Raw genomic sequence first — 14,903 nt, 5'->3', positions numbered from 1 at the left:
GCCGGCGTGAACCTGCCACCCCCGCCTGGACCCGGCCGCTGCTCGACCGGCTGGGGACCGCGCGCACCGAGGACTTCACCCGGCTGGCCACCCCGGAACGCGGCGGGCGGGAAAGCGCCGTGCTGGTGCTGCTCGGCGAGGACCCCGGCGCCGGGCCCGACGTGCTGGTCCTCCAGCGGGCCGCCACCCTGCGCAACCACGCCGGCCAGCCCGCCTTCCCGGGCGGCGCGGCCGACCCGGAGGACGCCGACGCCCGCGCCACCGCGCTGCGGGAGGCCAACGAGGAGGTCGGGCTCGACCCGGCCAGTGTCACGGTGCTGGCCGAGCTGCCCCGGCTGTGGATCCCGGTCAGCGACTTCGTGGTGACGCCGGTGCTCGCCTGGTGGCACGACCCGCACCCGGTGCACCCGAGGGAACCGGCCGAGGTGGCGCACGTCGCCCGGCTCCCGGTCGCCGAACTGGTCGACCCCGACAACCGGATGCAGGTGCGGCACCCCAGCGGCTGGGTGGGGCCGGCGTTCTCCGTCCGCGGGATGCTGGTCTGGGGTTTCACCGCCGGGGTGATCGCCACGCTGCTGGAGATGGGCGGCTGGAACCGGCCCTGGCCCCGTGGGCGGGTGGTGGACCTTCCGCCGACCCGGGCGACGCCGGCCCCGTCGGCGGGCACCGACGAGGTCGACGAGACGCCGGTGCGCTGATCCGGCGGTCACCTTCCGCAAGCGGTGGTCATCCCTCGCGCCGGGTGCCCGTACGCTGGACGCGTGTCCGCCGTGGATCTCGTACTGCTGCTGCTCATGCTCGTGTTCGCGATCAGCGGATACCGCCAGGGCTTCGTGATCGGAGTGCTGTCGTTCTCCGGGTTCTTCCTGGGGGCGCTGCTGGGGCTCCAGATCGGGCCGCTGTTCGCCCAGCAGTTCGTCGACAGCGGCACCCGGGTGCTCATCTCGCTGGTCGCCGTCTTCGGGCTGGCGGTCGTCGGTCAGGCCCTCGCCGGGTGGCTCGGGTCACACCTGCGCCGCACGATCAACAGCGACGTCGCCAAGCGGGCCGACGACATCGGCGGCGCCTTCGTCTCCCTGTTCGCGGTGCTGCTGGTGGCCTGGCTGGTGGCGGTGCCGCTGGGGTCGTCCTCGCTGCCCTGGCTGGCCGCCTCGGTGCGCAGCAGCGCCCTGCTGAACGTCGTCGACGGGGTGATGCCGGACGAGGCGCAGCGGCTGTCCACCGCACTGCGTGACACGGTCGACACGAACGGCTTCCCGGACGTCTTCGACGGCCTGACCCGCACCCGGGCCCGCCAGGTCGAGCCGCCCGACCCGGCCCTGGCCGGCTCCCAGGTGGTGGCCAACGGGCAGCGTTCGGTGGTCAAGGTGCTGGGTTCCGCGCCGAGCTGCTCCCGCCGCATCGAGGGCTCCGGCTTCGTGTACGCCGACGACCGGGTGATGACCAACGCGCACGTCGTCGCCGGCACCCGATCGGTGTCGGTGGAACTGCGCGGCGAACGGTACGACGGAGAGGTCGTCGTGTACGACCCGGACCGGGATCTCGCGGTGCTCCACGTGCCCGGGCTGCCCGGCCCGTCGCTGCGGTTCGCGGCGGGCAACGCCGGCAGCGGCGCGGACGCCATCGTGCTCGGCTTCCCCCTCGACGGGCCCTACAACGCCCAGTCGGCGCGGATCCGCGACGTCGACCGGATCACCGGGCCGGACATCTACTCGGCGGGCGACGTCACCAGGGAGATCTACACGATCCGTGCGCTGGTGCGCAGCGGCAACTCCGGCGGCCCCCTGGTGTCCTCCAACGGGCTCGTCCTCGGGGTGATCTTCGCGGCGGCGGCGGACGACCCGAACACCGGCTTCGCGGTGACCGCCGCCGAGGCCCGCCCGGTGGCCCTGGCCGGTGCCGAGAGCACCCGGGGCGTCGGCACCGGCGAGTGCACCTGACGGTCAGGACCGCAGCGCCTCGGGCCGCCAGATCGTGAAGGCGGCGGCTGTCGCGGCGACCACGGCCACGCCGAGCACCCAGCCGGCGAGCACGTCGCTGGCCCAGTGCACGCCGAGGGCCACCCGGCTGAAGCCCGTCACCACCCCCAGCAGCGCGGCGGCCGTCCACACCGCCAGGCGGGTGACCGGCTGCCGTGCCCGGGGCAGGAACACCACGAGCAGGACCCCCGCGGCCAGCATGCCGTTCAGCGCGTGCCCCGACGGGAAGGCCAACCCCGGGGCCTGTGCCACCGGGTCCGGCAGGTCGGGGCGGGGTCGGCCCACGAGCAGCTTGAGCACCGGACCCAGCAGCCCACCCAGCAGCATGGTGACAGCCACCCAGGCGGCCAGCCGCCGGGCGCCGTCGCGCAGCAGCCACCACACCAGCAGGAGAGCGGCGGCGCGCAGCGGCATCGGCCCGAAGACGTCCGTCCACAACCGCATCGCCGCCGTCCACGACGGCTCGTCGAGCGCGTACCCGTGGAGGGCGTCCGCCACCGCGCCGTCCAGCCGGTGCAGCGGGGCCCAGCCGGCCAGCACCAGGGCCGCGAGCAGCGTGAACGGCACCAGGACCAGACCGCCGGCACCGACGGCGAGAGTCAGCCGCAGGCCGCGCGAGTCGTCCGGGTGGAGGCGACGGTCACGCCACGTCGACGGTACGAGGATGCGCTGGCCGGAGCTGCCCATGGCCATCGTTGTACCCGGATCGGGGAGCGCGTACCGGGGAAACGGGCGTACCCGCCGGATACGGTCAGCGAGGGGTCTGCCGGAACCGGCGCACCATCAGCGCCGCCCCCGTGAGCAGGGCGACGAAGATCGTGGAACCCACCCAGAGCCGTTCCGGCGTCGACTCGTCCTGCACGCCCGCCGGTTGGGCCCGCCACCGGGTCTGCTGCCGCGGAGCGGTGAAACCCAGCGGGTCGCTGCCGGCACCCGCCGCGTCGGCGGGCTCCAGCCCGGGGGCCGTGCCGAAACCGACGATGCCGGGGGAGGAGTTGTCGTCCAACGGGTTGCGGGTCACCGGCGGCACGTCGGCGGTCAGGGCGGCGGCCGGGTCGACGCGACCGTACCCGAACCGGTCGTCGCGGCCGGCGGGGCCGATGTCCCGGGCGGTGGCCAGCAGCCGGTTGACCACCTCCCCGGCGGGCATCTCCGGATAGCGGGCCCGCACCAGGGCGGCCGTGGCGGCGACCAGCGGCGCGGCGAAACTCGTGCCCTGGACCCGCCAGTACCCACCGGGACGGGCACCCACCAGACCGGTGGCCGGCGCGGTCAGCGCGGTGGCGCGGCCGGTGATCGCGCCGCTCCACAGGTTCTCGCTGGCACGTTCCAGACCGGACACGGCGATCACGCCGGGTTCCCGGGCCGGATACCACACCTTCGCGTTGGACGAGGTGGCCACGTTGCCCGTGCAGGCGATCACCACCACGTCGCGGGCGAAGGCGTAGTCGAGCGCGGCGGCCAGGGCCGGGCTGTCGCCGGTTCCACCGAGCGACAGGTTGACCACCCGGGCCCCGTTGTCGACGGCCCAGCGGACACCCTTCGCCACGATCAGCGCGTCGTCGTAGCGGTTCTCCTCGTCGAGAACCCGCACCGGCAGGATCTTCGCCTCCGGAGCCAGCCCGACCACGCCCCGGCTGTCGTCGTGACGCCCGGCGATCAGACCGGCGACCGTGGTGCCGTGGCCCACCGGATCCGGGTCGGCCGTGCCGGCGGGGGAGACCAGGTCGAGCCCCGGCAGCACCTGACCGGCCAGGTCGGGGTGGGAGGCGTCCACTCCGGAGTCGATGACGGCGACGACGACACCGCGCCCGGTGGAGGTACGCCAGGCCATCCGGGCACCCAACTCGTCGAGCTGCCACTGCTCGTCGCGGATCTGGTCGGGGCGGCCCTGGGCGTCGACGGGCGCGAACCGGGGCGGCGTGAACCCGGGCGGTGCGGCCGGGGCAGCCGGCACGGCGACCGCCGGGGCACCGGGTACGGCGACCGCCGGGACGGCCGGCGACGCGACCGACGCGACGGTCGCCGCCACGCCGAACAGCGCCCGGAGGGCGAGCCGTCGGGCCGTCGACGGACCGCTGTGCCGCACCCTGGTCACATCCTCAGCCATTCGTCGCGACGGTAGAATTGGACGATGGGAGATTACCGGTTCCACACCCTCCTGAGGGGCGATCCGGCGACTCCGGTCATGTCGGCGGCAGATGTGCCAGCTGAACGAGGCGGACTCCCTCGCGGCGCGTGACCAGACGGCCCCGCCCCGGGGGCAGCGGACCTGGCCGCACCGGCCCGACGAGCGCACCCTCGTCGGGGCTGCCCGACATCACCAGCCCCGACGTGGACAGCTCGCGCAGCCGCTGCACGACCGGCTCGTACTGGGCCCGGCCCGCGCCGCCGGAACGGCGTACGAGCACCAGGTGCAGGCCGACGTCGCGGGCGTGCGGCAGGTGCTCCTCCAACGCGCGCAGCGGGTTGGTCGGGCCGCCGGCCACCAGGTCGTAGTCGTCGACGAGCACGAACAGCTCCGGCCCCGACCACCAGGAACGGTCCCGCAGCTGCTGCGGGCCGACCTCCGGACCGGGGGCGCGGCCCTGCAGGTAGCCGGCCGCCGACTCGATCAGGTCGCCGGTGTGCGGCGCGGCGGTGCCGTACCCGATCAGGTGCGGGGTCTCGATCGCGCCCATCAGGCTGCGCCGGTAGTCCACCAGGATGATCCGGGCCTGCTCGGGGGTGAAGCGGGCGACGATCGAGGCGGCCAGGGCGCGCAGGAACGACGACTTGCCGCACTCGGCGTCGCCGAACACCACGAAGTGCGGTTCGGTGGCGAAGTCCAGGACGACTGGCCGCAGGTCCGCCTCGGCGATGCCCACCGGGATCCGCAGGCCGTCGGTGGTGGACAGGTCGAGATCGGCGTACGGGAGAACCGGCGGTAGCAGCCGCACCCGGGGCGCGGACGCACCCGACCAGGCCCCGCCGACCCGCTCCACCAGGTCGGCGGTCTCCCCTTCGGCGACCTGGGGCAGGGCTGTCAGGAAGTGCAGGCTCTCCGCCGTGATGCCCCGGCCCGGTGTCTTCACCGGCACGTCCGCCGCCGCCCGACGGGCCACCAGGGAGTCGGACGGATCACCGAGGCGCAGCTCCAGCCGGGAACCGAACAGGTCCCGGATGGCCGGCCGGAAGTCCAGCCAGCGCACCGCCGTCGCCACCACGTGCACCCCGTACGACAGGCCCCGGGTGGCGAGGTCGGTGATCAGCGGCTCCAGGTCGTCGTACTCGTTGCGCAGCGTGGACCAACCGTCGACCACCAGGAACACGTCGCCGAACGGGTCGGCGCCGGGTCGGTCGGCTCCTCGGGGCCCGGCTGCGGGGGCGTGGTCGGCGTCGGTCCGGGCGGCCCGGCGTCGCCGCCACGTGGCCATCGAGTCGACCCCCAGCTCGGCGAAGCGCCGTTCCCGGTCGGCCAGCAGGGTGGCCATCTCGCCGACGGTACGGCGCACGGCCGTCGGGTCGGTCCGCCCGGTGACCCCGCCGACGTGGGGCAGCTCCCGCAGCGCGGCGAGCCCTCCGCCACCGAAGTCGAGACAGTAGACCTGCACCTCCGTCGGCGTGTGGGTGAGCGCCAGCGCGCAGATGAGGGTCCGCAGCGCGGTGGACTTGCCGCTCTGCGTACCGCCGACCACCGCGACGTGCCCGGCCGCGCCGTCCAGCGCCAGCCAGAGCAGGTCGCGGCGCTGTTCGAACGGCTTGTCGACCACCGCCACCGGGACCTGGAGCGCACCGTGCAGCTCCGGGTTGCCGAAGGTGATCCCGCGGGTCGGGTCCACCACCGGCGGGCCGACCAGCTCGTCGAGCGCGGGGGCCCGGTCCAGCGGCGGCAGCCACACCTGGTGCGCCGGTGGGCCCTGCCCGGCCAGCCGGCCGACCAGCAGGTCCAGCAGGCTCTCCGCACCGCTCTCGTCCTCCTCGGGCGGCGGGGCGGGCGGCTCCGGTGCGGGGGTGTGGTGGGTGGTGAAGGCGAGCAGGCGCGGGCTGCCCCCGCCGGCCGCCCCGGCCGCCGCGCCGCGACGCCGCAGCGTCCCGGAGACGTAGGCGGCCTTGAACCGCACCAGCGGCTCGGTGCCGAAGCGCAGATACCCGTGGCCGGGGGTGCGGGGCAGCTCGTGGGCGTCCGGCACCCCGAGCACCGTCCGGGACTCCAGCGCCGAGAAGGTCCGCAGGCCGATCCGGTAGGACAGGTGGGTGTCCAGGCCGCGCAGCCGGCCCTCCTCCAGCCGCTGCGAGGCCAGCAGCAGGTGTACGCCCAGCGACCGGCCCAGCCGGCCGATCTGCACGAACAGGTCGATGAAGTCGGGCTTGGCGGACAGCAGTTCGGAGAACTCGTCGCAGATGACGAGCAGGCTGGGCAGTGGGGCCAGCGGCGCGCCGGCGGCGCGGGCGCGCTCGTAGTCGCGGAGGCTGGCGTGGTTGCCGGCCCGGCGCAGCAGCTCCTGCCGGCGCACCAGCTCGCCGTTGATGGCGTCGGTCATCCGGTCGACCAGCGGCAGGGCGTCGGCCAGGTTGGTGATCACGGCGGCGGTGTGCGGGAGCCGGTCGAACGACGCGAACGTCGCGCCGCCCTTGAAGTCGACCAGCACGAAGTTGAGGCTCTCCGAGGAGTGCGTGGCGGCCAGCGCCAGCACCAGGGTGCGCAGCAGCTCCGACTTGCCGGAGCCGGTCGCGCCGATCAGCAGCCCGTGCGGGCCCATGCCGTCCTGAGCGGACTCCTTCAGGTCGAGTTCGATCGCGCCACCGTCCGCGCCGACGCCGACGGGCACCCGCAGCCGGTCCCGGGGGGCACGGGGGGTCCAGCCCTGCTCGGCGGTGAAGCCCTCCGGCTCGCCGATGCCGAGCAGCTCCGGCAGGCCCAGCTCCGCGCCGGGCGGGGCGTCCGCGCTCCGGACGGCGGCGGCCAGTCGCAGCGGTGCCAGCCGCCGGGCCACCGCCTCGGCCTCGGCCAGCTCCAACCGGTCGGCGGTGCCCACCTCGGCGGGCCCGTCGGCCGAGCGTGAGTGCAGCCGGCCGTCGCTCAGCTCCAGCAGCAGCGCGAACCTGTCCAGCAGGCGGGGCGGCGGAGTGTCCAGGTCGATCACGGTGACGGCGTCGATGCCGCCGTCACCGGCGAGTTCGGTCGCCCCGGTCAGGTCACCGCCGTCGAGCACCACCACCACGTGCGGCCCGTCGGTCGCCGGACCGGCGGGGCTGAACCGGGAGCGGCTGCCCAGCACGTCGTGGAGCAGCCGTTCCAGCTCGACGGCGGAACTGCTGACCAGCCGTACCGCGCCCAACGCGTCGGTGCGGGTCGGGTGGTGGGCGTGCGGCAACCACTTGACCCACTCCCAGTCGGCCCGACGCTCCGGCCCGGCGCAGACGGCGACGAGCAGTTCGTCGGGGGCGTGGAAGACCGCCAACTGGGTGAGCATCGCGCGGGCCAGTGCCTGGGCGGGCGGCGAACCGGCGGGCCCGGCCGGCGTGGCCCGCACGAAGACCCGGGCGAAACTGCGCAGGGACAGCGCCACCGGCAGGTCGGGCACCACCGAGTACGCGTCCAGGAACCGGCGCAGCGCGCCCGCCGTCATCGGCTCCAGTTCCTCCAGCGGGCGGGTGACCGGCGGGACGAGGGGGTGGCCAGGGTCTGCGGCCCGACGGCGACCCGGACCACCCCGAAGTCGGGGTCGGCGGGCCGGCGCTCCCACACCCGGTGGCTGTCCACCGTCGACCACAGCCGCCCCGGGTCCGGGTGCCGGTAGTAGAGGCCGGCGCGCTGCCGGCCGGCGGTCTGCCGGACGCGTCGGCGCAGCGCGGTCAGGTGCCGCAGGTACTCCCGCCGGGCGGCCATCATCTCGGACTTGCGCGGGGTGCCCGAGGAACTACCCCACGACGTCACCAGCATCGCCAGCGAGGAGAGGCCGAACATCCCGCCGACCACGTAGGAGTAGGCCCCGCCGCCCCGGCCGAACATCATCGCCATCGCCACGCTGCCGCCGAGCATGGGCAGCACCATGAGCATCTGCTGCCACCGGCCGCCGGTGACCGCGGGAATCTCCGGCGGGGCCTCCACCGGCAGTTCCCCCACCGGAATCTCCGGGGCGGGGCGTCGGGGTGGCCGCTTGATGACGACAGTGGACACTCGACCTCCCGACAGCGCTCGGTAACCCGAGCCTGGCTCATGGTAGGTAAAGTGCTGTCGTCCGCGCAGCCTCCACCGCTCGATACGGAGATTCAGTCGATGACCATCGGGCTGGCCAGGGTCACCATCAGCGCCCCCCAGCGCCGGGTCGACGTGGCCCTGCCGGAGCAGGTGCCCCTCGCCGAACTGCTGCCCGAGGTGCTGCGACACGCCGGCGAGGGCCTCGCCGACGACGGCGAGCGGCACGGTGGCTGGGTGCTGCGGCGCACCGACGGCGTGGTCCTGGCCGCCGGCCAGGCGCTGTTGGCCCAGGGGGTCCGCGACGGCGAGGTGCTGCACCTGGTGCCGGCCCGCGCCGAGTGGCCGGAACTGGAGTACGACGACGTCGTCGAGGCCATCGCCGACGGGGCCCGCCGGCGCGGGGGCGCCTGGTCGCCCACCGCCACCCGCGCGGTCGCCCTCACCGGTGCCGCCGTTCCGCTCGCCGTCGGGTTGGCCGCCCTGCTCGCCGGAGGGCCGGCCCAGCGTGGCGGCTGGGTGCTGGCCGTGCTGGCGGCCCTGCTGCTCCTGCTGGCCGCCACCGCGGCCAGCCGCGCCCAGGGCGACGGTCCGCTCGGCGGCACCCTCGGCGGGTACGCCCTGCCGTACGCGGCGGTCGCCGGGGCGCTGGCCGTCAGCTCCGGCGACCCCGTGGGCCCGTTCCCACCGCTGCCCTGGGTCGGTGCCCCGGAACTGCTGACCGGCTCGGTGGCGCTCCTGCTGATCTCGGTGCTCGGTCTGTTCGGGGTGGCCACCCGGCTACGGGTGTTCGTGGCTGGCGTCGTCGTGGGCGCGGTGGGGGCACTGGCCTCGCTCGGCGGGCTGCTGCTCACCCCGGCCGGCACGGCCGCCGTCCTGCTCTGCCTGCTGGTCTTCGCTGTCGGTGCGGTGCCGCTGCTGGCCATCCGGCTGGGCAAGGTGCCGCTGCCGCCGATCACCCTGCCCACCGAGGCGGCCGAGGTCCCCGGTGCCGGACGGGCCCGGGACCTGCCCGACCGTGGCCGGGTCTACGCGGCGGTCGCCCGCACCGAGGAGATGCTGACGGGGATGCTGCTCGGGCATGCCGTGCTGGTGGTGGCTGCCGCGGTGGTGCTGAGCGTCGCCGGGGGCACCGCCGGTCGGGTGCTCGTGGCGGTCGTGTCGGCGGTGCTGCTGCTGCGCGCCCGGCTGTTCGTGGCCGTACGACACCGGGTGCCGACCGTTCTCGCCGGTCTGGCCGGATACGCCGTGCTCGGCACGGTGCTGGCTGGTTCGGCCGGTACGGCCGGGCAACTCGTGCTGGTCGGGGGCGGGCTCGTGGTGGCCCTGCTGAGCGTCGCCGCCGGCACCACGTACGCCCGTCGGCCGGTCTCGCCGTACCTCGGCCGGCTCGCCGACCTGACCGACACGGCGCTGGTGGTCTCCGTGGTGCCGGTCGCCTGCGCGGTGCTGGGGTGGTACGAACGGGCCCGGGGGTTGCTCAGCTGAGCAACCCCCGGGCCCGTCGTGCAGGTCGTCAGTGCAGGGTCTCGCCGCGCTCCTCGGCTTCCTTGGCGCGCCGGTACGACGCCCGGATCTCGGCCTCCGCCTCGATGCGACCGACCCAGGTCGCGCCCTCGACGGACTTGCCGGGCTCCAGGTCCTTGTACACCTCGAAGAAGTGCTGGATCTCCAGGCGGTCGAACTCGCCCAGGTGGTGGATGTCGCGCAGATGCTCCTGGCGCGGGTCCTCGTAGGGCACGCAGAGGACCTTGTCGTCGCCACCCTTCTCGTCCGTCATCCGGAACATGCCGATGGTCCGGCAGCGGATCAGGCAGCCCGGGAAGGTGGGTTCGGGCACCAGCACCAGGGCGTCCAGCGGGTCGCCGTCCTCGCCCAGGGTGCCCTCGATGAACCCGTAGTCCGCCGGGTACTGCGTGGAGGTGAAGAGGGTGCGGTCCAGCCTGATCCGGCCGGTGACGTGGTCCACCTCGTACTTGTTGCGGTGACCCTTGGGGATCTCAACCGTGACGTCGAAATCCATCTGCACGCTCCCTCGTTTGCCCACGCTGGCCAACCGAACCACCGGCACCACCACCCCGGCAGGATGAATGCCCACCCACCGACTCCGGTCGACGCTTAGTGTTCGGACCGAAGTAGTGTCACCCAGGCCGGTTTCCGACGGGGGAGGAGGGGGGCGTGAGGAGGGAAGATTCACACTACCGTCCGGACGACGGCGCTGGACGTGGTACGGGTCCCTCTGCTGGACGTGGTACGGGTCCGTCTGCTCGCGGCGACGCCGTGGGTCGGGTGGCCGTCCCCGGCGTGCATCCCCCGGCCGCCGTCCCGGCCCCTCCACCGGCCGCCGTCCCGGCCCCTCCACCGGCCGCCGTCCCGGCCCCTCCACCGGCCGCCGTCCCGGCCCCTCCACCGGCCGACCCTCGGAGCGCGCCACCGTCGCCCCCGGTCGCGCCGGGCCCACCGCCGCCCTGGCCGGGCCGCGCCGCGCGGACGACCTCGGCCGCCGGCCGCGACTCCACCCCGCCGGCCACCCCGCCGGCCGCCGTGCCGCCACCGGCCGCCGAGGCATCGCCAGTCGTGTTGGAGCCGGCGGGGCGCGACACCGCCGGGGCAGCCGCCGTCGCCCCGTCGTCCCCCGCGCCGAGGGCTGTCACACCATCCTCCCCCGCGCCGGCCGTTCCGGAGGTCTCGTCGCCCCCGGCGAACGCCGCCGTCGGGTCGTCCCCACCGCCTGCTCCCGTCGCGCCGTCGCCTGCGGCGGCGGCTCCCGCGCTGTCGGAGGCGACACCCGCCACATCCGCCACACCGGCCACACCCGCCACACCGGCCGCCCCCGCCGCTCCCGCTGCGTCGGCTCCGCCTGTTCCGCCGGCTGCTCCTGTCCCGCCGCCTGTTCCGCCGGCAGCGCCCGCCGCCCCGGCAGCGCCCGCCGCCCCGGCAGCGCCCGCCGCCCCGGCAGCGCCCGCCGCGCCGGCTCCGCCCGTCGCCCCCTCGGCGGGACAGTCAACTCCCGGCCCTTCGGCGGGGTCGGCGACTCCCGGCCTCCCGGCGGGGTCGACAACTCCGGGCCTTCCGCCGGTCCCGTCGGCGACTCCCGCTCCGTCGGGGCCACCGGCGGCCACCCCGCCCTTGCTTGGCCGGCGACGTCGGGTGCTGCCCGTGGCGCTGGCGGCGGCGCTCGCCCTCGTTCTCGTCGCCGCGGTGGTCCTGGTGGTCCGGCCGGGGCCGGTGGCGGACTGGCTGGGCGGTGGAAACCCGCCAGCAACAGCCGAGGCGGTGCCGGAGCCCACGCCCGTCGCGGTGCTGCCCGGCGCTGACCCGAACGCTCCGCTGCCATCCACCGAGGGGGTACGCGCTGCGCTCGCCCCGCTGGTGGGCGTGCCCGAGCTGGGCAGTCGGGTCAACCTCGCGGTGGCGGACGTGGCCACCGGCCAACCGGTCTTCAGCTGGGGCGAGGACGTACCGACCGTGCCCGCCTCGGTGACGAAACTGGTCACCGCGGTGACCGTGCTCGCCGCCCGGGGTCCGGCGTACCGGATCACGACCCGGGCGGTCGCCGGCCCGAACCCGGGCGAGGTGGTGCTGGTCGGCGGGGGTGACCCGACGCTGGCCGTCGACGCGAAGGGCTTCTACCCGGGTGCCGCCCGACTCGACGATCTCGCCGGTCAGGTGACGGCGGCGCTCGGCGGAACCGCCCCGACGAGAGTGTTGGTCGACACGTCCCTCTACGCCGGCCCCGTCCACGAGCCGGGTTGGGACGACGACATCCCGACCGGCGGCTACGGTGCGTCGATCACCGCGCTGATGACCGACGGCGCTCGTCGCGACCCAGTCGAGGCCCGTAAGGCCGCGGCGGCCGGTCAGCACGGTGCGGTGCGGGTGGCGAAGCCCGACGTCGTCGCCGGCCAGGCGTTCGCCCGCCTGCTCGGTCTGCCCGCCGACGCGGTCGCTGCGGGGACAGCGCCGGTGGCCGGACCGACCGCCGCGGCGGGCACGCCCGGCAGCGAACTGGGCAGCGTCGAGTCGCTGCCCATGGTGCGGCTCGTCGACATCATGATCAGCGACAGCGACAACGTGGTCGCCGAGGCGCTGGCCCGCCAGGTGGCGCTCGCCCGCGGCCAGCCCGCCTCCTTCACCGGCGCCGCCGCGGCGATGGACACGGTGGCCGCGGAACTGGGTCTTCCGGCGCAGGAGATGGCGCTCGCCGACGGGAGCGGGTTGTCCCGCACCAACCGGATCAGTCCGTCGCTGCTCACCGACCTGATCGCGCTGGCCGGCAACGGCAGTCACCCCGAACTGGCCGCCGTCTTCGGTGGCCTGCCGGTGGCCGGCTGGTCCGGCACCCTCGCCGACCGGTACGGGGCCACGGCCACCACCACCGGCGCGGGAGCGGTGCGGGCGAAGACCGGAACCCTGACCCGGGTGCACGCGATCGCCGGGCTGGTCAGCACGGCCGACGGACGCCTGCTCACCTTCGCGGTGCTCACCGACGACGTGCCGCCGGACGGGCTGGTGGCCGCCCGCAGGGCCCTCGACCGGATCGCCGCCACCCTCGCCGCCTGCGGCTGCCGTTGACCCGAGCCGGGCCGTGCGGACCGGCCGCGCAGCCACCGCGGCATCCGTGGCCCCGGGTCGGACGCCTCCGGCGCGGGTACGGTGGGTCCATGGCGCAGTTCGTGGACTGGGATCTGGCCGCCGCGACCGCGGGGGCGCTGGGCAAGTCGGGGCCGAAGGTGACGTACGCCGAGGCCACCGACGTGGTCGGCGACCTGCGACGGTTGACCGACGAGGCGGCCGGTCACGTCGCCGACTACACGGGGCTGACCTCCCAGGTGTCCCATCCGCCGGTGCGGGTGGTCGACCGGCGGGACTGGGCGGTGACCAACATCGCCGGCCTGCGTACGGTGATCACCCCGCTGGTCAGCCGGCTGACGAAGGACAAGCGGCCGGGTGCGGTGACCGAGGCGATCGGGTCGCGGGTGACCGGGGTGCAGGCGGGCACGGTGCTGGCGTACCTGTCCGGGCGGGTGCTCGGCCAGTACGAGGTCTTCTCCGCCGACCCCGGTCAGCTGCTGCTCGTCGCGCCGAACATCGTCGAGGTGGAACGCAAGTTGGAGGCCGATCCGCGGGACTTCCGCCTCTGGGTCTGCCTGCACGAGGTCACCCACCGCACCCAGTTCACCGCCGTGCCCTGGATGCGGGCGTACTTCCTCGGCGAGGTGCAGGCGTTCGTGGACGCCTCCCAGGGCGGCGAGCACCTGGTGGAGCGGCTCCGCCGGGGCGTGTCCACCCTCGCCGACGCGGTGCGGGACCCGGAGAGCCGGTCGAGCGTCCTGGACATCGTGCAGACCCCGGCCCAGCGGGCCGTCCTGGACCGGCTGACCGCGCTGATGACCCTGCTGGAGGGGCACGCCGAGTTCGTGATGGACGGCGTGGGTCCGCAGGTCATCCCGAGCGTCGACCGGATCCGGGCCGGGTTCAACCGGCGTCGGGAGACCGGGAACCCGCTGGAGAAGGCCATCCGCCGGCTGCTCGGCGTCGACGTGAAGATGCGTCAGTACGCCGAGGGGCGCAGGTTCGTCCACGGCGTCGTCGAGCGGGTCGGCATGGCCGGCTTCAACCGGGTCTTCGACTCGCCGCTGACCCTGCCCCGGCTGACCGAGCTGGGTGACCCCGACGCCTGGGTTGCCCGGGTGCACGGGCCGGCCGGCCCCGTGCCGACCGCCGGCTGACGGGCTTCGTGCCCGCGCTCGCCCCACCGGTCGCCACGATCCGGGTGGCGGTCCGCCGGGCCCTGACGGGCCTGCCGGCCGGTGGTCCGGTGCTGGTCGCCTGCTCCGGTGGGGCCGACTCGCTCGCCCTGGCCGCCGCCACCGCCTTTGTCGCACCCCGCCTCGGACGGTCAGCGGGCCTGGTGACGGTCGACCACGGGTTGCAGGGCGGTTCGGCCGAGCGGGCGGCGGCCGTGGCGGCGTGGGCCGAGGGGATCGGCCTGGCCCCCGTGGAGTGCGTCCGGGTCGAGGTCGCCGGCCGTCCGGGGGGACCGGAGGCTGCCGCCCGCGCGGCCCGTTACGAGGCTCTGGTCGCGGCGGCCCGGCGGCACGAGGCGGCGGCCCTGCTCACCGGGCACACCCGCGACGACCAGGCGGAGACGGTGCTGCTCGCCCTGGCCCGGGGAGCCGGGCCGCGGGGGCTGGCCGGGATGCCGGCCCGGCGGGACGCCGACGGGGTGCCCCTGCTGCGCCCACTGCTGGGTGTCGGCCGGGAGCAGACCCGCAGCGCCTGCGAGGTGCTCGGCCTGGCACCCTGGGAGGATCCGCACAACCGAGATCCGTCGTACGCCCGCTCACGGATTCGTGCCGACGTGCTGCCGACGCTGGTCAGGGCCCTCGGGCCGGGGGTGGTGGACAACCTGGCAAGGACGGCGCGGCAGGTCGCGGCGGACAACGCCGTGCTGGACCAGTTGGCCGGCGAGGCGCTGGGCGGTGCGCGGCACACCGGGGGCGGGCTCCGGGTCGAGGCGCTCACCAGTCTGCCGTCCGCGCTGCGTGGCCGGGTGCTGCACTGCTGGGCCCGGGAACTCGGCGCGCCGCCCGCCGCCCTGTCCCACCGGCACGTCGCGGCCCTCGACGCGCTGGTCACCGAGTGGCGTGGGCAGGGCGCGGCGTACCTTCCCGGCGGGCTGCGCGTGGTCCGCCGCGCGGGGCGGCTCGTGGCGGTCGGCTGCTGATCCTCGGCCACCC

General features: G+C 75.4%; 10 protein-coding genes and 1 pseudogene. 6 read left to right on the top strand and 5 right to left on the bottom strand.

Translation table 11 applies throughout. The features are described from left to right. The first annotated feature begins 38 nt into the window (after positions 1-38). Positions 39-698: an NUDIX hydrolase gene (locus tag GA0070616_RS10780; protein WP_091080312.1), complete on the top strand. Its 660-nt coding sequence runs from the start codon at positions 39-41 to the stop codon at positions 696-698. A 63-nt stretch (positions 699-761) separates the two neighbouring features. Next, complete coding sequence (locus GA0070616_RS10775; protein WP_091080308.1) at positions 762-1,940, top strand: MarP family serine protease; 1,179 nt, start codon at positions 762-764, stop codon at positions 1,938-1,940. Between the two features lie 3 nt (positions 1,941-1,943). Here the strand turns inward: GA0070616_RS10775 and GA0070616_RS10770 are convergent, their stop codons facing one another. From GA0070616_RS10770 to eccCa, 3 genes and pseudogenes are all read right to left on the bottom strand, one after another. Further along, positions 1,944-2,666: a phosphatase PAP2 family protein gene (locus tag GA0070616_RS10770; protein WP_091080304.1), complete on the bottom strand. Its 723-nt coding sequence runs from the start codon at positions 2,664-2,666 to the stop codon at positions 1,944-1,946. Positions 2,667-2,730: 64 nt separating this feature from the next. After that, on the bottom strand, positions 2,731-4,089 hold the full coding sequence (gene mycP, locus GA0070616_RS10765) for a type VII secretion-associated serine protease mycosin (protein ID WP_091080300.1): 1,359 nt from the start codon (positions 4,087-4,089) through the stop codon (positions 2,731-2,733). 76 nt (positions 4,090-4,165) lie between these two features. Then, a pseudogene (gene eccCa, locus GA0070616_RS10760) lies at positions 4,166-8,142 on the bottom strand (type VII secretion protein EccCa). Positions 8,143-8,241: 99 nt separating this feature from the next. On the opposite strand from eccCa, the gene eccD reads away from it, so the two are divergent. After that, positions 8,242-9,648, top strand: coding sequence for a type VII secretion integral membrane protein EccD (gene eccD / locus GA0070616_RS10755; RefSeq protein ID WP_091080296.1), 1,407 nt, complete (start codon positions 8,242-8,244; stop codon positions 9,646-9,648). A 28-nt stretch (positions 9,649-9,676) separates the two neighbouring features. Here the strand turns inward: eccD and GA0070616_RS10750 are convergent, their stop codons facing one another. Both GA0070616_RS10750 and GA0070616_RS28440 read right to left on the bottom strand, forming a co-directional pair. Continuing rightward, positions 9,677-10,183, bottom strand: a complete 507-nt coding sequence (locus tag GA0070616_RS10750) for an inorganic diphosphatase (RefSeq protein ID WP_091080291.1) — start codon at positions 10,181-10,183, stop codon at positions 9,677-9,679. Between the two features lie 627 nt (positions 10,184-10,810). Beyond that, complete coding sequence (locus GA0070616_RS28440) at positions 10,811-11,272, bottom strand: hypothetical protein (RefSeq protein ID WP_217628184.1); 462 nt, start codon at positions 11,270-11,272, stop codon at positions 10,811-10,813. A gap of 17 nt (positions 11,273-11,289) precedes the next feature. Here GA0070616_RS28440 and dacB point away from each other — a divergent pair, with 17 nt between their 5' ends. From dacB to tilS, 3 genes are all read left to right on the top strand, one after another. Then, on the top strand, positions 11,290-12,735 hold the full coding sequence (dacB, locus tag GA0070616_RS10745) for a D-alanyl-D-alanine carboxypeptidase/D-alanyl-D-alanine endopeptidase (protein WP_217628183.1): 1,446 nt from the start codon (positions 11,290-11,292) through the stop codon (positions 12,733-12,735). Between the two features lie 89 nt (positions 12,736-12,824). Next, positions 12,825-13,892, top strand: a complete 1,068-nt coding sequence (locus tag GA0070616_RS10740; RefSeq protein ID WP_091080287.1) for a zinc-dependent metalloprotease — start codon at positions 12,825-12,827, stop codon at positions 13,890-13,892. Between the two features lie 8 nt (positions 13,893-13,900). Then, on the top strand, positions 13,901-14,890 hold the full coding sequence (gene tilS, locus GA0070616_RS10735) for a tRNA lysidine(34) synthetase TilS (RefSeq protein WP_091080283.1): 990 nt from the start codon (positions 13,901-13,903) through the stop codon (positions 14,888-14,890). Positions 14,891-14,903 lie beyond the last annotated feature (13 nt).

The organism is Micromonospora nigra (assembly GCF_900091585.1).
GTDB lineage: Bacteria > Actinomycetota > Actinomycetes > Mycobacteriales > Micromonosporaceae > Micromonospora > Micromonospora nigra.
Note: the sequence above shows the minus strand (reverse complement) of the source record. Positions and strands in the feature narration are given on the sequence as shown.

Bases quoted from the DNA above. Each gene is read 5' to 3' on its own strand.
- eccD (WP_091080296.1), top strand. From the start codon at position 8,242: ATGACCATCGGGCTGGCCAGGGTCACCATCAGCGCCCCCCAGCGCCGG.
- GA0070616_RS10770 (WP_091080304.1), bottom strand. From the start codon at position 2,666: ATGGGCAGCTCCGGCCAGCGCATCCTCGTACCGTCGACGTGGCGTGAC.
- GA0070616_RS10740 (WP_091080287.1), top strand. From the start codon at position 12,825: ATGGCGCAGTTCGTGGACTGGGATCTGGCCGCCGCGACCGCGGGGGCG.
- mycP (WP_091080300.1), bottom strand. From the start codon at position 4,089: ATGGCTGAGGATGTGACCAGGGTGCGGCACAGCGGTCCGTCGACGGCC.
- GA0070616_RS10750 (WP_091080291.1), bottom strand. From the start codon at position 10,183: ATGGATTTCGACGTCACGGTTGAGATCCCCAAGGGTCACCGCAACAAG.